Genomic DNA, 25337 nt, shown 5'->3' with positions numbered 1-25337 from the left:
ATCAGGCCTCCGTCTGGCGTGTGCGCGGGTCGAGGAATGCGTAGGCGATGTCGGCGATGATGTTCGCCACGAGGACCGACACCGTGAGGATCAGGAACACGCCCTGCATGAGCGCATAGTCCTTTGCGTTGGTCGCGTCGAGGAGGAGCTTGCCGACGCCCGGGTAGCTGAACACCATCTCCATGACGATCGTGCCGCCCACGATGAAGCCGATCGAGAGCGCGAAGCTCTGGATCTGCGGCAGCACGGCGTTGCGCGCGGCATAACCCCAGAGCACGCGGCGGTTCGGCATGCCCTTCGCCTGCGCGACGGTGATGTAGTCCTCGTCGAGGACTGTGAGCATCATGTTGCGCATGCCCAGCATCCATCCCCCGAGCGAGGCGATGATGATCGTGAGGGCCGGGAGCGTGCCGTGCACGAGGACCTCGCCGACGAACTCGAAGGACCACTCCGGAGTGACGCCGACGCCGTAGGCCTTGCCGATGGGGAACCAGCCGAGGTTCACCGAGAAGACGGCGATCGCGAGCAGGCCCAGCCAGAAATAGGGGATCGTGCCGAGGAACGTCGTGATCGGCACGAGCACGTCGAGCCTGCTGCCGCGTCGCCAGCCGACGACCGCGCCGCCGATGGTGCCGATCGCGAAGGAGACGATGGTCGCGAATCCGACGAGGCCGATCGTCCACGGCAGCGCCTGCGCGATCACTTCTGTGACCGGGCGCAGGCCGTGCAGCAGCGAGATGCCGAGATCGCCTCGGAGCAGCAGGCCCCAGTAGTCGAGGTACTGCTGCAGGAGCGACTTGTCGGTGTCGAGGCCGAGCAGCGCGCGCAACGCCTCGGCCGCCTCGGGCGTCACGTTGCGATTGCGGGCGAGGTACTGGTCGACCGCGTCGCCCTTCATCATGCGGGGCAGGAAGAAATTGATCGTGAGCGCCGCCCACAGCGTGAAGAGGTAGAACAGCGCGCGGCTGCCGAGGAACCGCCAGGGCACACGCCCCCGCCCCTTGACCGCGCGGGTCGCCGTCGTGCCCGCCGCGAGGGCGTCGGGCTGCGGTGTGCCGAGCTCTGGAGTCATGACGCTCACAGCGCACCTCCACGTGCGTTCGTGCTCTTCGACTCGCTCGGCTCGCTCGGTGACCAGGCGGCGGAGTCGAGTGCGAAGTGCTTCTCTGGATCAGGGGATGCGGCGCGCAACTGCTGCGTGTAGGGGTCCTGCGGTCGCAGGATGACGTCGTCCGCGGTTCCGCGTTCGACGATGCGTCCCTGGTTCAGCACGATGATCTCGTCGCTGAAATGTCGAGCGGTGGCGAGGTCGTGCGTGATGTAGAGCACGCCCAGGCCCTCTTCGCGCTGGAGGTCGGCGAGCAGGTTCAGCACCCCGAGACGGATCGAGACGTCGAGCATCGAGACCGGCTCGTCGGCCACCAGCAGACTCGGACGCGATGCCAGCGCACGGGCGATCGCGACCCGCTGACGCTGCCCTCCGGAGAGCTCATGCGGACGGCGATCGATCACGGCATCCGCCTTCAGCTGCACCCGTTCGAGCAGGCGGCGCACCTCTGCGTTGATCTCGTCTTTGGGCACCACGCCGTCCAGGCGCAGCGGTCGTTCGACGTGGTAGCCGATCGAGTGGTACGGGTTGAGCGAGGCGAACGGGTCCTGGAACACCATGCGCAGGCGTTGACGGTAATCGCGAAGCCCCCGACCGCGACGCGGGACGGGCTTGCCGTCGAGCAGCACCTCGCCCGTCGTGGGGCTCTCGAGCTGCGTGAGGATCTTCGCGATCGTCGATTTGCCGCTGCCGGACTGGCCGACGAGGCCGATCGTCTGCCCCGACTCGAGCGTGAAGTCGACGTCGTCGAGCGCCTTGATCTGACCTGCGCCGCGGACGTTGTAGATCTTGGTGACGTGGGAGAAGTCGAGAACGGTCATCGCGTCACCACCCCCTTCTCTCCGGTGAGCCGCGGGAACGACGACAGCAGTGTGCGGGTGTAGTCGTTCTGCGGGCGGGTCCAGATGCCCTCCGCCGAGTCGAGCTCCACGATCTCCCCCTCGCGCATGATCGCGATGCGGTCGCTGATCTCGAGCAGCAGCGGAAGGTCATGGGTGATGAAGATGACCGAGAAGCCGAACTCGTGGCGCAGCTGCGAGATCTGCTTGAGGATCTCGCGCTGCACGAGCACGTCGAGCGCCGTGGTCGGCTCGTCCATCACCATGAGCTGCGGCCGCAGGGCGAGCGCCATCGCGATCATCACGCGCTGCCGCATGCCGCCCGAAAGCTCGTGCGGGTACGACCGGGCGCGATCGGCGCCGACCTTGACGATCTCGAGCAGATCATCCACTTCTGCCCGCCGACGGCGACGACCGAAATCGGGGCGGTGGATCTCGAAGACGTCCTCGAGCTGCGAGCCGATGGTCGCGACCGGGTTGAGAGCGTTCATCGCGCCCTGGAACACCATCGAGATCTTGTCCCAGCGGAAGCGCCGCATCTGCTCGGCGTCGAGGACGTTGATGTCGATGTCGGTCCCGCCGGCGTCGTGAAAGGTCACGTCGCCGCTCGTGATCACCGCGGGAGCTTTGAGCAGGCGCTGGATGCCGTAGGCGAGCGTGGTCTTGCCGCATCCCGATTCGCCGGCGAGTCCGAGGATCTCGCCGCGTGCGAGTTCGAGGCTGACGTTCTTCACCGCCTCGACGGGAGGATCGACGTCGTACACGACAGAGAAGTCGCGCACGCTGAGGAGAGGATCAGGCATGAGGTGTCTTTCGTATGGGGCGTTTCGTCTCGTCGCTCCGCTCCTCGCTCAACGACCGGGCAGGTCGTACCCGGTCGTTGAGCGAGCGAAGCGAGACGAAACGCCCTCGGATGCGGACTACTTGGCCTTCAGCTGCGACAGGATCTGCACGACGCCGGGCTGGGTCGGGTCTGCGGACGCGTACTGGTCGTCCTCGGTCGGGAAGCCGGTGTAGCTGCGGGTGTTGTACTCGCCCAGCAGCGGATGCGCGCCGAGAGGGATCGCCGGCACGTTCTCGACGAACGCGGTCTCGAGCACTGCGGCGGCGGCGTCGCGCTCATCCTGCGATGCGGCGTTCTGATACGTGCGCAGCGCCTCGGTCACCTTCGGGTCGTCGAAACGGCCGAAGTTGAACTGAGCCTTGCCGTCGACGATCCACTTCGGGTCCATGGTCGAGGTGTACAGACCGTAGGCGTTGCCGGTGTCCTCGAGCCAGTGGATGATGGCCTGGAACGACCCTTCCTGACGCGCGGCGTCCCAGCCGCCCCAGTCGGGCTGATCGACCTTGACCTCGATGCCCAGGCCCTCGTCGAGCTCTTCGGCCAGAAGGGCCTGCTCGGTGTTCCAGTCGCTCCAGCCGGCAGGGACCGAGATCGAGAAGGTCACCTGCTCGCCGTCGGGGTCGGTGAGCTTCTCGTCCTTCCAGGTGTACCCGGCCTCCGTGAGGATGCTGCGCGCCTTGTCGATGTCGACCGAGTAGACGTCGTCCTGGTATTCGGGGATGATCTCGTCGGCGAGCAGCTCGCTGAGCCCGGTCTTGTTCCAGATCGGCTCGCTCGCGCCCTCGCGGGCGATGTCGACGTACGCCTGACGGTCGATCGTCCAGGCCAGCGCCTCCCGCAGAGCCACGTCGTTGAACGGCTTGGTCTGCAGGTTCATGAACAGCGTTCCCGACCCCGCGGTGGGCGAGACGAGGAAGTGGTTGTCCTCATCGGCGGCGAGGTAGCTGTCCTCGATCTGCGGGATGAACGCCTGTGCCCAGTCGGCCTCGCCTGAGACGAGTGCCGTGGTCAGGGCCGCGTTGTCTCCGTAGGAGACGTAATGCAGTTCGGGTACCGCGAGCTCGCCGCCCCAGTAGTCGTCGTTCGCCGTCAGAGTGACCGACTCGGTGGTCCAGCTGTCCAGAACGTAGGGTCCGGTGCCGACGGCGAGGCCGTCGTCGGTGAGCGGATCGGTGTTGGGGTCGGCGATGCCCTCCCAGACGTGCTTCGGGACGATCGGGGTGTGCAGCACTCGGGCCTGCGCGGTGTACTTCGAGTCGCCGAACTTCAGGGTGATCGCGTCGCCGTCGACGGTCGCGCCCTGGTAGTTGAGTCCAGAGGTGTCGCTGAGCTTGCCGCTCAGGTACTGGTCGAACGTGAAGACGATGTCGTCGCCCGTGAAGTCTTCGCCGTCGCTCCACTTCACGCCCTTGCGGGGCACGACGGTCACCTCGGTGTAGTCGTCGTTCCACTCGACCGACTCGGCCAGCCACGGTGTGGTCTTCAGGTCGCCGGTCGGGTTCACGAGCGCGAGAGGCTCGAAGATGACCTTGCCGTAGCCGTACTTCGAGGCGGAGGAGTCGCCGAGGTAGGGGTTGTGCGACTCGGTCGTGATCGCGCCGTCTGGCTTGGCGATCGTGAGGGCCGCACCGGCGGCGGGCTTGTCGCCGCCGGAACCACCGGCGGAGCATCCGGCGAGCGCCGAGATTCCGAGGGCGGTGATCGCGGTGAACGCGATCAGTGATCTGTTGAGCTTCATTGCTTCTCCTTGAACACAGGACGTTGTGCGAGGGCGATTGCTTTACTTACTGTCGAGAAAGTAAGTTGTTGGTGAGGTTACCGACTGGTAAGCGTGATCGCAAGTACGATCAAGTCACGATCGAGTAAACGAAGGAAGCGCGATGAGCAACGGCGCAGGCTCCGCACCAGAGTCGTCCCGCGTGCGTCCGGCGACCCGCGCGAAGCGCGAGCAGATCCTCAAGGCCGCGGTCGAGATCTTCGGCAACAAGGGATTCGCCAACGGCACGCTCGCCGACGTCGCCGAGCAGGTCGGCATCACCCACGCGGGGGTGCTCCACCATTTCGGCTCCAAGCAGAAGCTGCTGCTCGAAGTCCTCGACTACCGCGATCAGGCCGACGTCCAGGATCTCGAGAGCAAGCGAATCCCGTACGGCCCCGAACTCTTCGTCCATCTGGTGAAGACCGCGTTCGTGAACGAGAAGCGGCCGGGCATCGTGCAGGCGTACACCGTGCTGTCGGCCGAGTCGGTCACCGACGATCATCCCGGGCGCGCGTACTTCGAGCACCGCTACACGGTGCTGCGCAAAGACGTGTCGGACGCCTTCGCCGATCTCTGCGCGCAGGAGGGCGTGACCGAACCCGCGACCGTCGCCGCGGCATCCGCCGCCATCCTTGCGGTGATGGACGGCCTGCAGCTGCAGTGGCTGCTGCACCCTGACGTCGTCGAGCTGGCGCACGCCAGCGAATTCGCGATCCGTGCGATCGTGAACGCCGTGCTGCACCCGGGCCCCGAGCTCGCGTCGTACGTGCACGATTCCTGATTCCGCGCCCGCTCCCGCGGGTAGGCTCAGGCCATGACGATCGATCTCGAAGCGCTCTACATCGACCTGCACCAGCATCCCGAGCTGTCATTCCAGGAGCACCGCACGGCCGCGATCGCCGCCGGCCACCTCCGGGATCTCGGGCTCGAGGTCGAGGAGGGCGTCGGAGGCACAGGAGTCGTCGCTCTGCTCTCCAACCCGTCGACCGACTCAGGGACTGAGGGTCCTGTCGTCTGGCTGCGCGCAGACATGGACGGCCTGCCCGTCGAGGAGGCGACCGGCCTGCCGTACGCCAGCACCGCCCGCGGTGTCGATCCGGCAGGGCACGACGTGCCGGTGATGCACGCATGCGGCCACGACATGCACGTGACCGCGATGATCGGCGCCGTCGAGAGGCTGCTCGCGACGCGCGACGAGTGGTCGGGAACGGTCGTGGTGCTGATCCAGCCCGCTGAGGAGTTCGGCGCCGGAGCCAGAGCGATGCTCGACGCCGGCATCCTCGACCGCTACCCCCGGCCCGACATCGTGCTCGGGCAGCACGTCACCCCCTTCCCCGCCGGGATCATCGGCGTACGCAGCGGCACGCAGATGTCGGCATCCGACGGGCTGACCGTGACCATGCACGGTCGCGGCGGGCATGGTTCGCGCCCCCACACGACCATCGACCCCGTCGTGATGGCGGCCGCCACGGTGATGCGGCTGCAGACGATCACCTCGCGCGAGATCGACCCGAAGGACGTCGCGGTCGTCACGGTCGGCTCGATCCACGCCGGTCTCAAGAACAACATCATCCCCACCGAGGCCACGCTCGAGCTCAGCCTGCGCTACCCCACCGACACGATGCGCGACAAGGTGCTCGCGAGCGTCGAGCGGATCGTGAAGGCCGAGGCTCTCGCGTCAGGAGCCGAGCGCGAGCCCGACATCGAGACCCTGCACACGCTGCCCGCGACCATCAACGACGAGGAGGCGACCACCCGCGTGGCCGCCGCGCTGCGTGCGAAGCTCGGCGACGAGGCCGTGATCGACCCCGGCCTGTTCACCGGCAGCGAGGACGTCTCGTGGTTCGCTCGGGATGCGGGAGCGCCTCTGGTGTTCTGGTTCTGGGGCGGCTTCGATCCCGCGGTTTTCGCGGAGGCCGTGGCGAAGGGCCGCGTCGAGAGCGACATCCCGACGAACCACTCGCCGTACTTCGCGCCAGAGATCCACCCGACCATCGAGGTCGGCGTGACCGCGATGGAGACGGCTGCGCGGGAGTTCCTCGCCTGAGCCTGTTGCAGATGCGCCCCGGGACCCGCACGGATTCCGGGGCGCATCCCGCGGTCTACGGGATCGGTCCTACTGGACCTGCCACTTCTGAACAGCTGTCGCCGACGCGGCCTGCTGGGTGAGCCCGGTGCCGTTCGGCGATGCCGTCGCCGTGAGCAGTAGACCGCTCTTCACCGACGCAATCGTGTACGTGCCGTCAGCCCGAGCCACGGCGGTCCAGCGCTGGTTGGCTCCACCGGTGCACGTCCATTGGATGACCTTCGCTCCCGCGACAAGAGATCCTCCCTCGACGTCGGCGCAGAGACCGGATTCCGCGTTCTTCAGCTCGTATGAGCCGTCGCTCTGCCTCGTGAACTGCCATCTCTGGTTGCTTCCGGTGTTGCTCGTCCAGATCACGAGCTGCGTGCCGGCCGTCGTGCTGTGGTTCGGATTGTCGATCGACCTGCCCCCGGCGCTCACCGTGCGCACGCCGTCGAGGGTGCTGGACCAGCCGATCTCGGTGAGGATGAAGCGACGACGCCCCACCGGTCCACCGCCGGAACCACGGGGGATGTGTCCGCGAACCCGCGGAACTACCGCCGACATGTACGAAAGTCCGGAGTTCCGGCCGTGGTGACGATGTGGGCGGCCGCCCAGACCCCGCCGATGCGCGGGGCGGGCGGATGGATGCCCGTTTCTCGGACGATCCTGCGTGGACCGTCCGAGAAACGGGGATCATCCGAAGAACGGACGCCCTGACATCATCCTTTCGAAACGAGGAACTCTCTGAAGTCGGCGGCTGCGAGCATCGCCCGGATGCCGGCGGAGCCGCTCGCCGTGCACGACGGAACCGTCGTCGTCACCCTGGCCTGATCCCACGACGAGGTGCGCTGCCCCGTCGCCGTGATCGTGCAGCCCGAGGCGCGGAGTGTGACTCGGTACCAGGAGTTCACCTGTACGCCGCCGGGCACCCCGGTGTCGGCGAGGGGCGTCCACGATCCGTTCGCGGTACCGAGCGACAGACGCCCAGTGCTGCCGTCGATGCCGGCGAAGTAGCCGGTGTAGGCATCGGGGCCGACGCCGGGAGACGTAACCCGTGCGAGCACGCCCGCGTTGCCGCTCGGTGCGGTCAGCGAGGTGAGACGAACGTCCGACGACACCGTGTACGCATCCCCGGCGATCGGCGACGCCAGCTTCGGGCCGTCAGTCGCGGATGCCGACTGACGCTCGATGCCCCCGGCGATGGTCGACCAGCTGCCGCCATACCCCGTCCACCCGGTCGATGCGCCCGACGCCCACGAGTCGGCGTAGGACGCCGCGGTCGAGCCGCCCGCTGGGGTGACCTGAAGGTTACGGAACGACGCCGAGTTCAAGTGCGTGCGCACTCCCGCCTGACCGGAGGCGAAGCATCCGGCATCGGTGGCCGTCGCCGTTGTGGACGTCGTGGCGTTGTCCGGCTTGATCGTGGCCGTGATCGTGCACCCGACGATGCTCGCCGTGAGGTGGTACCAGGCGCCGGCGCTCACGCCGCCGGTCACGTTCTGCAGGGCGAGCGAGGTCCAGTTGTTGTTCTGCTTGCCGATGAAGATCGTGCCGTTGGTCTCGACGCCGACGTAGTACCCGGCGTGCGCGTCGGCGCCGACCCCGGGCGCGCGGGTGCGCAGCAGCACGCCGGCCTGGCCGGTCGTGTCGAGGCGGATGTCGGTGTCGAGCGTCACGTCGGTCCATCCCGTCGAGCCCACCAGGGACTTCGGCCCGCTGGAGGCTCCGGCCTGGGAGTACACCCCGCCGCTCACCGACCAGGTGCCGCCGTACGTGGACCAGCCCATGTCGTTGCCGGAGTCGAACGGCGCATAGAGGGGAAGGGTTCCCACGGGACCCGTGCCGAACCGCACGTCGCACCGGGCCGTGGACCCCGCTACGAACTTGGGCGAGACCATCATGATCGCGGACCCGGATGCCGTCGGCACAATGCTCGGGCTGTAGTTGGCGCAGTGCTTGCCCGGCCCGTTGTTGTAGTCGCCGGTGGGGTCGATCGTCATCGGCGCTGATACGGCTTGCCAGGCGCCAGCGCCGAGGTTGGTGTTGGTGAACACCACACGTCCCGACTCGGGCTTGACGACCGTCGTCGGACCGTCGGCTCCTGTGACGACCCGCTGGCCGGACATGATGAGGGTGCCGTTCGGGCCTCCGGCCGGACTCCACGCCAGTGCGGGCGTGTGCAGCAGCTGACGGCCGTCCGCCGTCTGCACGAGTGTACCGAGGTCGGTCGCCGACCCCCACGAGGCTCCGTCCGGCGAGGTCTTGAGGTAGACGCGACAGGTCTGGTCGGCGTTGCCCACCGAGTCGCGGCACAGCTCGTAGCCTAGCGCGTAGGTGCCGTTGGGCAGCTTCCGCACGATCGGCATGCCGGGGCGCGAGCTGCTGTCGCCCACCGCGACGACGTCTGTCTGGCTGCCCCAGGTCGCTCCGCCGTCGGAAGAGGTCGTCATCACGAGCTTCTGGCTGTAACCGGAGGAGCGCAGCCGCTCGTCCGAGAAGTGGCAGGCGAGGTCGCCGTTCGCGTTCAGCACGATCTCCGGCTCCCACAGGCCCGTGGACACCTGGTTGGGCGCACCCGACTTCGTCACGCAGTTGCCGCGGCGTGTCCAGGTGGCCCCGTAGTCGGTGCTGATGAAGGTCTGCACCTCCTGATTCGACCAACTCACGTTGTCCCAGGCGTTGCCCGCTGCGATGAGCGTGCCGGCGGGCAGGCCTCCGGCCGCCTGCGGCAGCTCGTACATCGATCCGAAATAGATGCCCCACCCCGGGGTGGGCGAGTAGAGGGTGCTCAGCGCCGACCAGGTCTGGCCTCCGTCGGTGCTGCGCTTGACCACCGAGTGCGTGCGCACGCCGGTGTCGTTGACGCTGTACATCACCAGCAGGTCGCCCCGCCGGCTCTGGTCCGCGCTGGCGCCCAGCCGGATGATGCGCGGGTAGTCGTTGTTCTCCGCGCCGCTCGGCGACGAGGGCGCCGCGACCACCGAACCCGGTGAGGCCGAAGCCGCCGTGGGGAGGGCCACCAGGCCGGCCGCCCCCAGCACCGCCGCCGCGAGGACGGCCGTCAGACGGGAGGGCCGTCGCCGCCCCGTGGATGTTCTCTGCATGACGCTGCTCCTTCTCTTCGTCGAGACGGACGTTCGCCGCCCCGGTCTAGGTGTGCGCGATCCCGCGCACCACGAGCTCTTCCACGCGGATATCCCCGCCCACCGCGCGGATGCCGGTGGCGCCCGTCGCGTGAGGGAGGACGTCCGCGACGTCGATGATCGGCACGCCGTCGAGTTCGACGGCGATGCGCTCTCCGCGCAGCCGCACGACCACGCGGTGAGCCACCGCCGATGCGGCGTCCGCTGCGGCCGAAGCCAGGATGCGCTCGTCGTAGTCGTGCCGGGCGAGCACCACCCGATCAGCGTGCACCTGCACGGAGTACCCGAGCACGAAGTTCACGCCGAGTCGGGTGTCTGCACCCTCTCCTCCCTCGGAGAGGGCGCTCGCCCTCACGAGGAGATCCCCGTGCCCGCCATCCTCGAAGGCCATGAACGAGAGCGTCGCCTCGATATCGGCGTCCGCGCGAAGTGTCCGGTCGAGAAGCGTCTTCCCGTAGCCGGATAGCGCGCCATCGAGCGGACCCGTGATGCCGTCGCCGGTGGCCTCTGACACCGTGATCAACTCGAACTCAGGCGTGCCGGCCTCTGCGGTGATATACAGGGGATTCTCCCCACGGCTCAGGCGGATCTCCGCGGTCACGACGTGACCGTCGTGGCGCACCGGGATGCGGGCGCTCTCTCCCCCGGCATCCACCTGGATCGCGTCTCCGGCGGAGAACACGCCGGCGAGCTGCAGGGAGAAGAGCCCCCCGCGCGCGGCGTGCAGGCGGTACGCGGCGGACTCCCCTGCGGCGAGCGCGAGGCTCTCGCCCTGCGTCGAGGGCGCATCGGGCGTGAGTGCGGCCCAGAGCCTCCCCGGTACCGGGGCGACCGCTCGGCGGTCGGCATCGTCGGGGGTGGTGTCAGTGAGCGCGACGTGGCCGATACGCACTCCGCCGCCGCGCGCGTGCACGCCCACGCCGGCGGGTGCGGAGAGCGGCGGGATCTCCAGCGCCTGATGCCGACCGTCGAGGAAGACCTCGATGCGGTCGCGGTCGGCGACCATCCCCCACGTGTGCAGCGCCGCCTGCGCGAACCCGGGCGGAAGTGGCACGCTCCCTGCCGGCTCCCCACGGTCGGTCGCGATCACGCGGTGCGCATCGCGATCAACCACGACGACGACCCGACGACCGTCTTCCGCCACGAGCATCACCCCGTGCTCGGCGGCGTCGAGAGCCGTCAGCGAGACCTCGACGGTGAGCGCGGGCACCGCGCCGATGCTCCAGAGCGCCGCGGCACCCTGCGCGCCCGACAGCACGGCCGAGCGATCACCGGCGGTCAGCATCCCTCGCTCGACCTCCCAGGACGTCGGGTCGGCGGCGACCCAGGTGCAGCGATGCCTCGGCGGGGCGGGTGCGGGCGCCTCGCGGGACGGACCGAGCACCAGCAGCCTGCCGCCGCTCCACACCTGCCGGTCGATGTTCAGGTGCCGAGTCAGGTCGGGGTTCATGTTGTGGAAGACGAGATAGGTCGAGACCAAGTCGGGACCGACCACGCTGCTGCTGTGCCCCAGGCCGGTGTAGTCCGGGGCTGTGCTGACCACGAGCGGATTCAGAGGTCCCGGCGTCCATCCGGTAAGCGGGTGATCGCTCACCGCTGCGTCGATCCGGTAGCCTGCGCTGAGGTAATGGTTGCCCGTGAGCGTCATATGGTATCTGCCTCCGTGCTTCACCACAAAGGGGCCCTCAGTCCAGCCATTCATGTGGATGCCGGTGAGTACGGGCTCCCCAAACTCGGTCGGCGAGGGCATCTCGCATCCCCAGATCCCCTGGTCTCCCGCCCAGTAGAAGTACCAGCGGCCGTCATCGTCGATGAGCACGTTGCCGTCGATCGCGTGCCCGACGTTCCCACTCACGTCGACGAATGGACCGGTGGGGCTCTCGCTGCGCAGCACGTGGTGCCCGTGCCCCGACGGCGAGGTGTACATGTGGAACGCCCCGTCGGCGTAGACCACTTCGGGCGCGAACGGGACCAGCCCGGGGAAGGCGTCCGACGCGATCGTGGGCCCCTCGGACCGCCAGTCGAGGAGGTCGTCCGAGCTCCAGCAGTCAACCAGCGGAGTCGTCGAGTAGAGGTAGTAGCGGCCGTCGTGGCGGAGCACGAACGGGTCGGCGTAGTCGCCGTCGCGGGCGACAGGGTTCTCGTAGACGTCCACGGTCACTTGATCCCGCTGATCGCGAAGGAGTCGACGAAGTGCCGCTGCATGAGGCTGAACAGCACGACCACCGGGAGCACGGCGATGACGGATGCCGCCATCACCATCGGGAAGTCAGTCTGCTCGGCGTAATAGCCCGTGAGCGAGGCGACGACCAGCTGCACGGTCGACTTGTCCGGCGAGTTGGTGAAGATGAGCGGGCCGAGGTAGTCGTTCCAGGTCGCCATGAAGACGATGATCACGTTGGCCGCGATCGCCGGCCGACATAGCGGCAGGAAAACGCTCCAGTAGATGCGGAAGTATCCCGCGCCGTCGAGCTTGGCGGCATCGAGCAGCTCGGTGGAGAGGCCCATCATGTACTGCCGCAGGAAGAACAGCATGAGTACGTTGCCGAGGAGGCCGGGGACGATCAGCGGCAGCAGCGTGTCGATCCAGCCAGCCTCGGCGTAGACGAGGAACTGCGGGATGAGCGTGACGATGCCCGGCACCATCATCGTAGCCAGCAGCAGCGTGAACAGCAGCCCCTTGAGCGGGAAGGCGAGCTTCGCGAAGGCGAACGCCGCCATGGTGGTCGAGAAGGTGCCGATCACCACCACCAACAGGGTCACGATCGCACTGTTGAGCAGACCGGAGGCGAGCGGCACGACGTTCCAGACATCGACGTAGTGCGAGAAGTCGAACGGATCGGGGATCCACTGCGGGGGGAATTCGAAGACCATCTTCGACTGCTTGAGCGAGGTCGACACCATCCACAGGAACGGCAGCACCATCGTGAGGGCGCCGAGCAGCACGAGCACGAAGAAGACGACGGTCGTCGCGCGGCGCCGCGCCGTGAGGGTTCGCAGAGTGGCCATGTCGGTTCAGTCCTCCGTGTGCACCCAGCGCCGGGACACCCGGAACTGGATCAGTGTGATGACGAGGATGACGAGCGCGAAGAACACCGCGACCGCCGAGGCGTACCCCATCTGGTTCGACGCGAAGGCCTTCTCCCAGATGTAGTAGGTGACGGTGGCGGCGCTGTAGTTCGGGCCGCCGTTCTTGGTGAACAGCTGCACCTCGACGAAGGTCTGCAGCGAGCCGACGATGCCGACCACGACCAGGAAGAAGGTGACGGGCGAGAGCATCGGCAGGGTAATCGAGAAGAACATCCGGATGCCGGACGCACCGTCGAGCCGTGCCGCCTCGTAGTAGCTGTCCGGGATGTTGTTGAGGGCGGCCAGGTAGTAGATCGATGTGATGCCGATCATCTTCCAGACGATCATGATCACGATAGTGACCTTGATCCACGCCGGATCCCCCAGCCAATCCGGTCCTCGGATGCCGAACCAGTCGCTCAGCCCCTGGTTGACGGGGCCGAACTGATAGTTGAACAGCCATTTCCACATCACCACGAGAGCGACGATCGACGACACGTACGGGAGGAAGTAGAGCACCCGGAAGACCTTGTTGCCCGGGGTGCGGCGATGACTGGCGATCGCGAAGAACAGCCCGAAAGCGAGGTAGAACGGGATCGGCAGGAGCATGAAGAGAGTGTTGCCCGAGGCGATCCAGAACTTGCGGTCAGAGAGGAACGCTGTGAAGTTGTCGGCTCCGACGAAGTGCTGCTCGCCGCTCAACACGTTCCAGTCGGTGAAGCCGGCGTAGACCGCGACCGAGACCGGGAGGACGAAGAACAGCAGCAGCTGCGCGGTGATCGGCGCGACGAAGACGTAGCTCCAAGTGCGTTCGTGTCGCGCCTGGCGGGATGCTCTCCTGGGTGCCGTCATGGGGCGGACCTCTCTCGTGAGGGGTCGTCCGGGCCGGTGCGCGGCCCGGACGACCCTGTGCCTCTGGTGCTACTTCGCCGTCGCGATCGCGTCGTCGAGTGCGGTCTGCATCTCCTCCTCCACCGACTTCGTGTACTCGGCGGCGGTCACCTCACCCCGGTAGACGCTCGCGACGTTCGTCGAGAACACGTTCCACCAGTCGCTGTTGTAGGTGAAGGTCTGGGTCGGCCGGTGCCCGACCTCCTCGATGATGCGGATGAACTGCTGCTTGTTGGCAGGCGGGGTGTCCATCTTCAGGTATTCGTCGTTCGTCATGTCGACGAGATTGGGGACAGCCTGCCCCTTCTCCATGTTCGTACGCTGCGCGTCTTCGTTGAAGGCGAGGAAGGCGGCGAGGTTCTCGGCATCGGTAGGGTTCTTGCTCGACTTCGACACCGCGAAGCCGACGCCGCCGTACCAGGTCGCCTCCGACGAGGTGGGCGTCGGAACCGGCCACGGCATGAGGTCCCAGTCGAACTTCACTTCGTCCCAGAACTGCCCCTGGCTCCACGGGCCGATGCCCATCATGCCGACCTTGCCGTCGATGAAACGCTGGAAGCTGCCCAGCGAACTCTCCTCCTCCGAGCTCGGCGCCACCCCTTCCTTGAGGGAGAGGTCGGCGACCCACTGCAGCGCCTCGACGAACTTCGGGTCGGTCACGGCAACCTTCGTGTGGTCCGCGTTCAGCCAGTCGGCGTCGTTGGACCACACCGCGGACTCGAGCGAGTACGGAGCGGTGCCGTAGGTCTTGTCCGCACCGTCTCCCGAGGTCAGCTTCTTGGCATTGGCCACGAACTCGTCCCAGGTCCAGGGGACCTCGGGGTCGGGGTCGGGGATGCCGGCTGCCGCGAAGAGCTCCTTGTTGTAGGCGAGCGCGAAGGGGCCGATGTCCTTGGGGAGTGCGTAGATCGATCCCTGGCCGGGCGTCGTGCCGTCGAACTTCCAGAGGTCGATCGCGTTCTTCCACACGTTGTCGGCGTCGAAGATCTCGTTGTCCGCGACGTAGTCGCTGAGGTCGGCGATCACCCCGTTCTTCACGAGAGGCTGCAGGTTTTCGCCCACCATGTAGAAGACATCCGGCGTCTTCTTGGCGGCGATCATGGTCTGCAGCTTGGTCTGGAAGTCGGCCGCGGGCACGCTGATGTAGTCGACCTTCACCCCCGGATACTTCTTCTCGTACTGCGCGATCATGTCCTTGAAGACGTCGACCTCCTGCGGGGATCCCCATCCCATGAAGGTGACTGTGCGGTCGTCGGACTGCTCTCCCGAGCCCCCGCCGGAGCATCCGGCCAGAACCAGGGCGGTGGCCGCGACCAGAGCGACTGCTGCGGTGCGTGTTCTCATCTGCCTCTCCTGAATGTGAGGAGCCGCCGGTCTTCCTCGACCGCGGCGCTGCGCGGTGTCCGGTCTATGAGGACCGGCGGGAACTGCTCTGCTCGGACGCTAATGTATAGCGCTGTAAATGTCAAAGGATTCTTCTCGCAGTTCGGCCCTAAGATGGCGGAATGGCGACAGGCAGGTCCGGCGGGCGGGTGCGATTGCAGGACGTGGCGACCCTCGCCGGCGTCTCGATGAAGACTGTGTCGAACGTCGTCCACGACTACGAGCATGTGTCGGAGCGGATGCGCGAGCGCGTGCAGGCGGCGATCGACGAACTCGGGTACCGCCCCAACCTCACTGCACGACGCCTCGCGACCGGCCGCACGGGGATGCTCGCGCTCGCTATCCCGGAGATGGACCAGCCGTACTTCGCCGAGATCGCGCGCTGCGTCGGCGAGGAGGCCGGCCGCCGCGGCTACCGGATCATCGTGGAGCAGACGCTGAACGACGTCGAGGCCGAGCGCGCCGTGATCCGCGACCGCGAGGAGGGTCTGGTCGACGGGGTGATCTTCCACCCCGCCCGCATCGACACACTCGAGATCGCGCGCCTGCGCCCCGACACCCCGCTCGTGCTGCTCGGCGAGGCCGCACGCCCGCTCACCACCGATCACGTGATGATCGACAACGTGCGGGCCGCCCGCGAGGCCACCGAGCTGCTGCTCGCGACAGGCCGCCGCCGCATCGCGTTCCTCGCGTCGGTGCGCACCGAGATCGCCGAGTCGACCCACCTGCGGCTACTCGGCTACCAGGAGGCCATGGTCGGGGCGGACATCCCCCTCGACCCGACGCTGGTGATCGAGAGCGAGGGCTTCGGGATCGACGACGGCGTGCGCGCCCTGACGGCCGCCCTCGACAGGGGCCTCGCCCCCGAGGCCGTGCTCTGCCGCGACGACCTCTTCGGCCTCGCCGCAATGAGGGCGCTGAGCAGCGCCGGACTGCGCGTCCCGGAGGACGTCTCGGTGCTCGGCTGGGACGACACATCACTGGCGAGGTACGCGACACCGGCCCTGTCATCCGTGTCGCCCGATAAGCGTGCGATCGCGACCTCCGCGCTCGATCTGCTCGAGGACCGCATGAACGGCTACGACGGCATCGGGCGCCATCTCCTCGCCCCCTACACGATCGCCGACCGCGGCACCGTAGCTCGACTGGTCCGCTGAGGGCCTCGCGCACGACGCAGGACGCCCGTTCTCAGATTGCATCTTTCTAGCGCTGCAAGTTTTGGATATGCTTCCTGCCATGTCACAGGAAAGCCTCGCGTCGGCCAGCAGCCAGGACGGCCGGTACCCCCGCCCGCAGCTCCTCCGCGCCTCATGGGCCGATCTCTCCGGACCCTGGCGGTTCGCCCTCGACCCCGATGACCGCGGAGTCACAGACGGGTGGGCGGGGAATCCGGCGGAGATCGCGGGCGAGATCATCGTGCCGTTCCCACCGGAGTCGCCCGCGTCGGGCATCGGCGACACCGGGTACCAGCGCGTGCTCTGGTACCGCCGCACGGTCGCCGCCGCCGAGGTGGCCGAGGCCGGTCACGACGGCGGACGAACGCTGCTGCTGCACTTCGGCGCAGTGGACTACCGGGCAGATGTCTGGATCGACGGCGCCCACGTCGGGGCGCACGAAGGAGGTCACACCCCGTTCACCGTGGTGGTTCCACAGAGCGCCGCAGACGGCTTCGACCTCGTCGTGCGCGCGGAAGACGACCCCCAAGACCTTGCACAGCCCCGAGGAAAGCAGGACTGGGAGGAGCGGCGCCACGTCGTCTGGTACGACCGCACCAGTGGCATCTGGCAGCCCGTGTGGCTAGAGTCGGTGCCCGCCCGATATGTGCAGGCGCTCACGTGGCGCACCGATCCGGATGCCGCCGTCGTGCACCTCTCGGTCGAGCTCGACGGCCGTCCGGCTGCGGGCACCCGGCTCTCGGTGCGCATCGCCCGCGGAGAGGAGACGCTTGCAGCCCACGTTGCGGAGCTGACCGAACCCCACCAGACGCTCACGCTCTCCCTCCCCGTCTTGCGCAACAGCCAGGCACGGGACGCCTGGCTGTGGACCCCCGAGCATCCGCTGCTGCTCGACGCGGTGGTGGAACTGCTTCCGCCAAACGGCGAGTCCGACCGGATAGGCTCGTACCTCGGCATCCGCTCGGTGGGGACCGGCGGCGGTCGGGTGCTCGTCAACGACCGGCCGACCGCCGTGCGCGCGGTCCTTTCGCAGGGCTACTGGCCGCAGTCGCACCTCGCCGCGCCCGACGCCGACGCCCTACGCCACGAGGCGCAGCTCATCAAGGACCTCGGGTTCACCTCGGTGCGCGTGCACCAGAAGGTCGAGGACCCGCGCTTCCTCTACTGGACCGACCGCCTCGGCCTCCTCGTTTGGGCCGAGATGCCAAGCGTCTACGAGTTTTCCGCGCTGGCGGCCGAGCGCCTGGTACGGGAGTGGGCGGCCGTGGTCAGACGCGACTCCTCGCACCCCAGCATCGTCGTGTGGGTGCCGCTCAACGAGAGCTGGGGCGTCGACCGGATCGCCCAGAATGGCGAGGAGCGCGAGCTCGCCCGATCGCTCTACCACCTGACCAAGGCCCTCGACAGCTCGCGTCTGGTCGTGTCGAACGACGGCTGGGAGCACACCCGGTCCGACCTCTTCACCGTGCACGACTACGAGAACGACGCCGCCGTGCTTCGCGCGCGCTACGGCACACCTGAGGCCGTACGACAGACGCTCGACGGCATCGCGCCGAACGGCCGGCGCATGCTCGTAGGCTCACCGGAGGAGTCGGCCGACACCGCGGGACGCCCCGTGCTGCTCAGCGAGTTCGGGGGCGTGAGCGTCGACCGCGCCGCGGACGGCACCTGGGGATACCGAACGGTCTCCTCGGACGAGGCCCTGGAGACGCATCTCTCGACGCTGTTCTCGGCGGTCGGGGACTGCGCCCCGCTGGCCGGATGGTGCTACACGCAGCTAACCGACACCGCACAGGAGACCAACGGCCTCACCGACGAGAACCGCGTGCCGAAGATCCCGCTCGGCCGACTGCGGCGGATGATCGCCGACGACGACGGCATCCCCGCCGCCGCGCCGGTCTTCCACGCGGAGCCATCGCGTTAGCGGTGCAGCCGACCGCCGCCTACACCCCGATGATGTGCGGAGGGGGCGGGGGCGGGGGCGCGAGCTCGCGCTGCGGAACCCCGTGCGCCTCGCGGTGCAATCGCTCCATGCGCAGGTCGAGCTCGGCGGCGGCCTCGGCCGCATCCGTCAGACTGTCGACGAGGTGCGCCGGCACCTGATTGGCGAACTTGTAGTAGATCTTGTGCTCGAGACTCGCCCAGAAGTCCATCGCGATCGTGCGGAACTGCACCTCGACCGGCACCGAGAGCGCTCCGGTCGACAGGAACACCGGCACCTCGAGGATCGCGTGCAGGCTCTTGTAGCCGTTGGGCTTCGGGTTCTTGATGTAGTCCTTCACGACCCGCACGGTGATGTCATCCTGCGCGGTGAGCAGATCGAACAGCCGGTACACGTCGGCGGTGAAGCTGCAGGTCACGCGGACGCCCGCGATGTCGGTGATCTCCTCGCGGATGCGATCGAAGTCGGGATCTTCGATGCCCTTGCGAGCGATCTTCTCGACGATGCTGTCCGGCGACTTCACCCGACTCTTCACGTGCTCGATCGGGTTGTACGCGTGGTGGTGAGTGAATTCGTCCTTCAGGATCGAGATCTTCGTCTCGACCTCGCGCATGCCGAACTCGTACTCGTGCAGGAATCGCTGGAACCGATCGCGGAGCTCCTTCGCCTCGCTGATCGCGTTCTCATCGACCGACACCGTGCTCATGACTTCGACGCTATCGATTCACGATCTGAATCGCCTGTGCATCTCCGATGGACGATGCTCAGACGCGGCGCCCCGCCGCAGCATCCGCTCTGGCGTCGACCAGCTCCTGACCCGTGACGAGTCCGGGCAGGCCTCGTCCGAGCCTGGTCGTGAACAGCAGCACGACCGACGCCAGGATCAGCAACGAGGAGGATCCCGTCGAACACCTCGCCGAGCAGCGGCAGGGCGCCGATTCCCCCGATGCCGGCGGCCCAGCGCAGCACGCGCACGACGGGAACCGGCATCCGCGCCCCGGCGTAGCGCAGCTGCACCGCGATATCGCCTACCGAGCGACCGGTGAGAAGCACGACCAGCAGCCACAGGCCGGATGCCGTCGCGATGCCGACCACCTCGGCGAGCCGCCCGTCGAGGACGATCTCACGCTCGCGCACGACGTACTCGAACCACAGCTGCGTGACGATGCCCGCGCCGTACATCACGAAACCGTAGGCCAGAGCGTCGCAAACCATCGCGACAGCACGCCGTCCCCTGGTGACGGGTCGCGGCTCGTCGGCATCCGTCCGCGCGGCCATACCGCGCTTCGCGCGCGGAACGACGAGGCCGAAGATCGACCCCAGCACGGCGCCGGTCGTGTTGGTCATGAGGTCGCCGACGTCGAAGAAGCGATAGGCGCAGGGATACAGACCCCACACGCCGGTGAGCTGAGTGGTCTCGATCAGGAGCGAGAGGCCGAAGCCCACCACGAGCGCCGTGACGATTCCGCGGGCGCCGAGCACCCGCAGGAACACGCCGAGCGGCACGAACAGCAGGACGTTGAAGACGAGCTGCAGGAGCGCGGGGTGGCGGAGCGGGTTCCCCGACTCGGAGAACGCCTTCTGCAGATCGCGGACGATCTCGGTCGGATCGGTGATCACGCCCACGCAGCGGATGCTGTCGGGATCGGGCAGCGGCAGGAGCGTGTACGTCCAGATCGCCCAGAAGTACACGAGGGCGGCGAACCACAGCAGAGCTCGGCCGAGGCTCAGCCCGCCACGACGGCGATAGCTGACGGCGACGAACGGGACGAACAGCAGGATGCCGGCACCGATGCCGATCGCGATCGCGATGAACGCCAGAATGACCTGTTCCCCCACGGGATCCCAGTTTATTCCTTCGCGGCCGTAAGGATTCCGTTAGGGCGGTGCGAGGCGAGTGTAGGGATTCCGTGAGGATGTTGTGAGGAGCGCTCCCGCGGGCGTAGGCTCGCGGCTCGTGTCAGACCAATACGGGGACAGTCCCGACGCACCGCAGATCGCCAAGCGCATCCTCATCGGCGACCCGCTGACCAGCGAGCAGGTCGAGGATCAATTGCTCCCGAAGAAGATGGCGCTGCCCATCTTCGCCTCGGACGCGCTGAGCTCGGTGGCGTACGCACCGCAGGAGCTGGTGATGATCCTCCTGATCGGCGGGCTCACCTTCCTGTCCTTCACCCCCATGGTCGCGGTCGCGGTGGTCGTGCTGCTCATCGTGGTGGTGCTCAGCTATCGACAGCTCATCAAGGCGTATCCGTCCGGTGGCGGCGACTATGAGGTCGCCTTCAAGAATCTCGGCGAGATACCTGGCGTCATCGTGGCCGCTGCGCTCCTCGTCGACTACGTCCTCACGGTCGCAGTGTCAGTCGCCTCCGGCGTGGACAACATCATCTCCGCAGTACCAGGACTCGATCCGTTCCGGGTCGAGCTCGCGGTGGGCTTCGTGATCCTCATCATCATCGTGAACCTCCGCGGCGTGCGCGAGGCCTCCCTCGTCTTCGCCATCCCGACCTACGTCTTCATCGGTTCGGTCGGGTTCATGATCGTGACCGGCCTCATCCGGACGTTCCTCGGCGACGCGCCGGTCGCCTCGAGCGCCGAGTTCGCCGTGCACGCTGAAGATCTCGGACAGGCCGCCGTCATCCTTCTCGTGCTGCGTGCCTTCTCCAGCGGATGCTCCGCCCTCACCGGCGTCGAAGCCGTCTCGAACGGCGTGCCCGCGTTCCGCACCCCGAAGATCCGTAACGCCCAATCGACCCTCGTGCTGATGGGCTCGATAGCGATCTGCCTGTTCGCCGGCCTCACTGCGCTCGCCCTCATCACCGGGGTGCACTACGCCGAGAACCCCTGCGATCTCGTCGGCTTCGACTGCACGAACCCGCAACCGAGCCTCATGGCCCAGGTGGCCGCCGCGACCTTCGGCGGCGGCAGCATCCTGTTCTTCATCGTGCAGGCAGCAACCGCCTGCGTGCTGTTGCTCGCTGCGAACACGGCCTTCAACGGCTTTCCGCTGCTCGGCTCGGTGCTCGCCCGCGACGGCTACGCGCCGAAGTCGCTCAACACGCGCGGAGATCGTCTCGTGTTCTCCAACGGGATGATCGCGCTGGGCATCGCCGCGATCATCGTGCTGGTCGTGTTCCAGGCCAAACTGACAACACTCATCCAGCTCTACATCATCGGCGTCTTCGTGTCGTTCTCGCTCGGCCAGATCGGCATGGTCAGGCACTGGAGGCGAGTTCTTCGCGGGCCCGCCGAGAACAGCGCGGATGCCGGGATCGACGGCGCCTCGGCATCCGACCGCCGTTCGGCCAAGGTGGGTCTGATCATCAACGCCATCGGCGCGGTCTTCACTGTGCTGGTGCTGCTGATCGTGACGATCACGAAGTTCACGCACGGGGCCTATCTCGTGTTCTTCGCGATCCCGGTCCTTGCGTTCCTGATGATGGGTGTGAAGCGGTACTACCGCGATGTCGAGCACGAGATCGCAATCGACGACACCACGCACTTCGGCGCGAAGGGCGACATCGCCCTGGTGCTCGTGAACCGGCTGCAGAAGCCGGTCGTGAAGGCTGTCGAATACGCCGTCGCGGCGAAGCACGGAAAGACCTTGGCAGTGCATGTCGGCGTCTCAGCCGAGGAAGCCGAGGACCTGCAGAAGGAATGGGCCGATCATCTGATGCCGATCCCCTTGGTGATCATCGAATCGCCATACCGGTCCTTCGCGCAGCCGGTGGCGCAGTTCATCAAGCAGTACCGCGAGAAGCACGGTTCGTCGGTCGTCACCGTCTACCTGCCGCAGTACATCGTCGGACACTGGTGGGAGACCTTCCTGCACAACCGTCGCGCCCGCCGGATGGCGAACCAGCTCATGCTCGTGCACGGAGTGTCGATCACGCTCGTGCCGTGGCTGCTCGATTCGTCGGAGCTCATCTACGGCCGCCGCTCGCGCCCGCTGCCCGGTCAGGAGCGCGCCGGGCGCCCCGTCGTCGTGAACGGACGCCGCGCGCACCGTCCCGAGGGCCCGCCGACCGAGGACTGAACCGCGCCGGCGGGCGTGACCTCCCCGCGCCGGAATACGCGGCCGAAAGCGACACCAGGTGCCGCACGAAGGCCGGGGGCCGGGTTGCGGAGCGGCGGTCAGGATGCTTCCAGCACGCTGCCCAGGATGCCTGCGGCCTCGGCGAAGCGCGACGGATCGGCGCTCGCGTAGTTGAGTCGCAGGTACGGGCCAGACGGCTCCGCAGGGAACCACTCCGAACCCGGCGCGACGATCAGCCCTCTCAGTTCGCAGTCCCGGACCACCTGCACGACGTCGACCCCCTCGGGGAGGCGCACCCACAGGTTCAGGCCGCCGGCCGGCATGGTCTCGAGCGTCGTGAGCGGGGCGCTCCGCGCCAGGCACGACACCATGAGGTCGCGGCGAGATCGCAGTTGCTCGCGGAATCCGCGCAGATGCGTTCGCCACCCTGGTTGGGTCACCACGTCGAGCGCAGCCGCCTGCAGCAGGCCGCTCACGTACATCGACTCCGCGGCGCGATCGGCGAGGATCCGCTCACGGGCCGGACCCCTGGCGATCACCGCGGCGACCCGCAGCGCCGGCGACACGCTCTTGGTCAGCGAGCGCAGATACACCACGTGCCCGTCGTCGTCGACGGCGGCGATCGGATGCGGTTCTCCGTCGATCCCGAGATCGTGCGCCCAGTCGTCCTCGATCAGGAAGGCGCCGTGGCGGCGCACGGTCTCGAGTACGGCGTGCGAGGTGGATGCGGGCCACTGCGCCCCAGTCGGGTTCGCGAAGGTCGGCTGCGCGTAGAACGCGCGGGCTCCGGTCTGCGCGAAGGCGCGCTCGACATCGTCGGGGTCGGGGCCTCGCGAGCCCGAGGGGATCGGCACGAGCACGACCCCCGCTTGCTCCGCGGCCAGCATCGCACCCCAGTAGGTCGGCGACTCGATGAGCAGCGGACGCCCCTGCCCGACGACGGCGCGGAAGATCGAGCTCAGCCCGCTCTGACTTCCGGAGATGATCAGGGCGTCCCTCGCGCTCGCGGGAACCACGCCGGCAGGGGATGACGCACCGAGCTCGGCGGCGAACCAGGCCTGCAGCTCCGGCATCCCCGCCGCCGGCGCCCTGGTCAACGCGATCTCCGTGCGGGCGGCGCGAGCGAGCGCCTGCCGCACGAGCCGCTCGGGCAGCATCTCGACGGCGGGATAGCCGGAGTGCAGTCCGATGGCGTCGGGCGCCACGGTGCGCTGAGTCGAGGAGAGCACCGAGGTGCGGGTCGGCGGCGCCCCCAGCGCCCCGGTCTGCCATCCGTAGTCGACGGGGCCGGCCACGCGCACGGCGCGGACGAACGTGCCGACTCCGGGGCGGGACTCGATGAGGCCCAAGGCGACGAGTCGGCGCATGGCCTTCTGCACGGTGACCGGACTCGCGCCGTACTCAGCGGTCAGCGCGCGATTCGAGGGCACGCGGGCTCCGGCAGGAGCGGATGCGATCCACCCGCGCAGTCCCGCGATGATCCGCTCAGTGCTATCCTGACTCATGAAAGAACAGAGTAGCGTTATCCTCGAAGGATCGAAAGCGCTATCCCCTCGTGCGGGGCTCTGGTGGGGCCTGCTGGGCATCGTCGCATTCTCGTTCACGGTTCCGTTCACCCGTATCGCGGTCAGCGGACTCTCGCCTCTCTTCATCGGCGCCGGGCGCGCGGTCATCGCCGCGGCACTCGCGACAATCGCCCTCACGGCGACCCGCCAGCATCCGCCCTCCCGCGCGCAGTGGGTCCGCCTGGCGGTCGTCGCCGCCGGTGTCGTCGCCGGCTTCCCCCTGCTCACCTCCTTCGCACTGACCACGGCGCCCGCCGGGCACAGCGCGGTCGTGATCGGGCTGCTCCCCGCAGCGACCGCCGTCGCGGTCGTCCTGCGCACGAGGGAGAGGCCCGCGGCATCGTTCTGGGTGTTCGCTGGTCTCGGAGCCGCCGCGGCGATCATGTTCGCGGCGCTGCAGAACGGCGGCCTCGCCACGCTGCACTGGTCAGATCTGCTGCTGTTCTGCGCCGTGCTCGCCGCAGCCGCCGGCTATGCCGAGGGAGGACTGCTCGCACGCGAGCTCGGAGCATGGCAGACCGTCTCGTGGGCACTTGTCGTCGCGGCCCCCGTCATGCTCGCGCTGACCCTGGTGTCGGTGTCGATCGAGCCGCCCGCGGCGTCGCCCGTCGAGTGGCTGGCCTTCGGCTACCTCGCCGTGGTCAGCATGTTCCTCGGCTTCTTCGCCTGGTATCGAGGACTCGCCATCGGCCCGATGGCCCAGGTCAGTCAGGTCCAGCTCGTGCAGCCGGTGATCACGATCCTCTGGGCCAGCCTCCTGCTGCACGAGCAGATCGGGGTCCCGACCGTTCTCGGCGGCCTCGCCGTGATCGCCTTCGCGGCCCTCGCCGTACGCACTCGCCTGACCCGCACGACCACCGCCCCGAAGACCACGACCCCCATCCGCACCCCCGAGGAGCCCTGATGCGACACACGCCCCGTTACCTGATGACCGACGCCGACGAGGTCAAGCGCCTCATCCGGCAGAACCCCTGGGCGACGTTCGTGTCCCCCGCGAGCACGGGGCTCGTCGCCTCGCACTATCCGGTGTTGCTCGAGGAGGACGACGACGGCATCGTCATCGTGAGCCACTTCGGCAGACCCGACGAGCAGCTGCACGAACTCGGCGCTCATGAGGTCCTCGTGATCGTCCAGGGCCCGCACGACTACGTCTCGCCGTCGCTGTACGCGCCCGGCGATCTCGTGCCGACCTGGAACCACGTCACGGCTCACCTGTACGGCACCCCCGAGATACTCGACGAGCAGGAGAACTACGCCATGCTCTCGCGACTCACCGACCACTTCGAAGCGCATCAGGAGCACGGGCGCAGCCTCGCAGAAGACGAGGAGGGCACCCGTCGCGCCGCGAAGGGGACGATCGGCCTGCGCATCCGCATCGCCCGCTTCGACGCCAGAGCGAAGCTCAGCCAGAACAAGACGCCCGAGGTGCGCGAGGCGATCACGCACCGGTTCGCGCAGACCAACGCGCCGCTGGCCGAGGAGATGCGCCGCGTAGAGGGATGAGGCGCGCCCCCA

Annotated in this window: 20 protein-coding genes; 7 read left to right on the top strand and 13 right to left on the bottom strand. The window is 67.7% G+C overall.

Annotated features, from left to right (window positions below; translation table 11 throughout):
• Nucleotide 1 precedes the first annotated feature (1 nt).
• The 4 genes from QFZ53_RS04515 to QFZ53_RS04500 all read right to left on the bottom strand — a co-directional run bounded on the left by QFZ53_RS04515 (nt 2) and on the right by QFZ53_RS04500 (nt 4529).
• Nucleotides 2-1072: an ABC transporter permease gene (locus QFZ53_RS04515; RefSeq protein WP_373426317.1), complete on the bottom strand. Its 1071-nt coding sequence runs from the start codon at nt 1070-1072 to the stop codon at nt 2-4.
• Nucleotides 1073-1077: 5 nt separating this feature from the next.
• Nucleotides 1078-1929, bottom strand: a complete 852-nt coding sequence (locus QFZ53_RS04510) for an ABC transporter ATP-binding protein (protein ID WP_307294017.1) — start codon at nt 1927-1929, stop codon at nt 1078-1080.
• Nucleotides 1926-2750 carry an ABC transporter ATP-binding protein gene (locus QFZ53_RS04505; protein ID WP_307294015.1) on the bottom strand — a complete coding sequence of 275 codons (825 nt, stop codon included), beginning with the start codon at nt 2748-2750 and terminating at the stop codon, nt 1926-1928. The genes QFZ53_RS04510 and QFZ53_RS04505 overlap by 4 nt, the downstream gene beginning before the upstream one ends.
• A gap of 117 nt (nt 2751-2867) precedes the next feature.
• Nucleotides 2868-4529 carry an ABC transporter substrate-binding protein gene (locus QFZ53_RS04500; RefSeq protein WP_292910689.1) on the bottom strand — a complete coding sequence of 554 codons (1662 nt, stop codon included), beginning with the start codon at nt 4527-4529 and terminating at the stop codon, nt 2868-2870.
• 142 nt (nt 4530-4671) lie between these two features.
• Here QFZ53_RS04500 and QFZ53_RS04495 point away from each other — a divergent pair, with 142 nt between their 5' ends.
• Together QFZ53_RS04495 and QFZ53_RS04490 are read left to right on the top strand one after the other, a co-directional pair.
• Entirely contained in the window at nt 4672-5331 is a 660-nt protein-coding gene (locus tag QFZ53_RS04495) for a TetR/AcrR family transcriptional regulator (RefSeq protein ID WP_292910687.1), read from the top strand.
• 33 nt (nt 5332-5364) lie between these two features.
• Nucleotides 5365-6597 carry an amidohydrolase gene (locus QFZ53_RS04490; RefSeq protein WP_307294011.1) on the top strand — a complete coding sequence of 411 codons (1233 nt, stop codon included), beginning with the start codon at nt 5365-5367 and terminating at the stop codon, nt 6595-6597.
• Nucleotides 6598-6666: 69 nt separating this feature from the next.
• Here QFZ53_RS04490 and QFZ53_RS04485 read toward each other — a convergent pair whose 3' ends face one another.
• The 6 genes from QFZ53_RS04485 to QFZ53_RS04460 form a co-directional block, all read right to left on the bottom strand.
• Nucleotides 6667-7122: an RICIN domain-containing protein gene (locus QFZ53_RS04485; protein WP_307294010.1), complete on the bottom strand. Its 456-nt coding sequence runs from the start codon at nt 7120-7122 to the stop codon at nt 6667-6669.
• A 215-nt stretch (nt 7123-7337) separates the two neighbouring features.
• The gene (locus QFZ53_RS04480) at nt 7338-9722 is read right to left on the bottom strand and encodes a family 16 glycoside hydrolase (RefSeq protein WP_307294007.1); all 2385 of its coding nucleotides are present in this window, start codon (nt 9720-9722) and stop codon (nt 7338-7340) included.
• 46 nt (nt 9723-9768) lie between these two features.
• Nucleotides 9769-11922, bottom strand: coding sequence for a glycoside hydrolase family 43 protein (locus QFZ53_RS04475; protein ID WP_307294005.1), 2154 nt, complete (start codon nt 11920-11922; stop codon nt 9769-9771).
• Nucleotides 11919-12770: a carbohydrate ABC transporter permease gene (locus QFZ53_RS04470; RefSeq protein ID WP_307294002.1), complete on the bottom strand. Its 852-nt coding sequence runs from the start codon at nt 12768-12770 to the stop codon at nt 11919-11921. Before QFZ53_RS04470 ends, QFZ53_RS04475 begins: the two co-directional genes overlap by 4 nt.
• A gap of 6 nt (nt 12771-12776) precedes the next feature.
• On the bottom strand, nt 12777-13682 hold the full coding sequence (locus tag QFZ53_RS04465) for a carbohydrate ABC transporter permease (RefSeq protein ID WP_307293998.1): 906 nt from the start codon (nt 13680-13682) through the stop codon (nt 12777-12779).
• A 69-nt stretch (nt 13683-13751) separates the two neighbouring features.
• Nucleotides 13752-15065: an ABC transporter substrate-binding protein gene (locus QFZ53_RS04460; protein WP_307293995.1), complete on the bottom strand. Its 1314-nt coding sequence runs from the start codon at nt 15063-15065 to the stop codon at nt 13752-13754.
• A gap of 161 nt (nt 15066-15226) precedes the next feature.
• Between QFZ53_RS04460 and QFZ53_RS04455 the strand changes: the two genes are divergently transcribed.
• Together QFZ53_RS04455 and QFZ53_RS04450 are read left to right on the top strand one after the other, a co-directional pair.
• Entirely contained in the window at nt 15227-16261 is a 1035-nt protein-coding gene (locus QFZ53_RS04455) for a LacI family DNA-binding transcriptional regulator (RefSeq protein WP_307293992.1), read from the top strand.
• A gap of 79 nt (nt 16262-16340) precedes the next feature.
• A complete protein-coding gene (locus tag QFZ53_RS04450) occupies nt 16341-18203 on the top strand; it encodes a glycoside hydrolase family 2 TIM barrel-domain containing protein (protein WP_307293989.1) in 1863 nt (620 codons plus the stop codon).
• Nucleotides 18204-18222: 19 nt separating this feature from the next.
• Here QFZ53_RS04450 and QFZ53_RS04445 read toward each other — a convergent pair whose 3' ends face one another.
• Entirely contained in the window at nt 18223-18927 is a 705-nt protein-coding gene (locus QFZ53_RS04445) for a GTP pyrophosphokinase (RefSeq protein WP_307293988.1), read from the bottom strand.
• Nucleotides 18924-20060, bottom strand: a complete 1137-nt coding sequence (locus tag QFZ53_RS04440) for a VanZ family protein (RefSeq protein WP_307293985.1) — start codon at nt 20058-20060, stop codon at nt 18924-18926. Before QFZ53_RS04440 ends, QFZ53_RS04445 begins: the two co-directional genes overlap by 4 nt.
• A 229-nt stretch (nt 20061-20289) precedes the next feature.
• Here QFZ53_RS04440 and QFZ53_RS04435 point away from each other — a divergent pair, with 229 nt between their 5' ends.
• Entirely contained in the window at nt 20290-22257 is a 1968-nt protein-coding gene (locus tag QFZ53_RS04435; protein WP_307299356.1) for an APC family permease, read from the top strand.
• Nucleotides 22258-22355: 98 nt separating this feature from the next.
• On the opposite strand, the gene QFZ53_RS04430 is transcribed toward QFZ53_RS04435, so the two are convergent.
• Nucleotides 22356-23762, bottom strand: coding sequence for an aminotransferase-like domain-containing protein (locus tag QFZ53_RS04430; protein WP_307293983.1), 1407 nt, complete (start codon nt 23760-23762; stop codon nt 22356-22358).
• On the opposite strand from QFZ53_RS04430, the gene QFZ53_RS04425 reads away from it, so the two are divergent.
• Together QFZ53_RS04425 and QFZ53_RS04420 are read left to right on the top strand one after the other, a co-directional pair.
• Nucleotides 23761-24726, top strand: a complete 966-nt coding sequence (locus QFZ53_RS04425) for a DMT family transporter (RefSeq protein WP_307293981.1) — start codon at nt 23761-23763, stop codon at nt 24724-24726. The two genes, QFZ53_RS04430 and QFZ53_RS04425, sit on opposite strands and share 2 nt — an antisense overlap.
• The gene (locus QFZ53_RS04420) at nt 24726-25325 is read left to right on the top strand and encodes an FMN-binding negative transcriptional regulator (protein ID WP_307293979.1); all 600 of its coding nucleotides are present in this window, start codon (nt 24726-24728) and stop codon (nt 25323-25325) included. Before QFZ53_RS04425 ends, QFZ53_RS04420 begins: the two co-directional genes overlap by 1 nt.
• Nucleotides 25326-25337 lie beyond the last annotated feature (12 nt).

The sequence above is a fragment of the Microbacterium natoriense genome (genome assembly GCF_030816295.1).
Classification (GTDB): domain Bacteria; phylum Actinomycetota; class Actinomycetes; order Actinomycetales; family Microbacteriaceae; genus Microbacterium; species Microbacterium natoriense_A.
The sequence above is the reverse complement of the archived record's forward strand: the minus strand, read 5'-3'. Positions and strand labels throughout refer to the sequence as shown.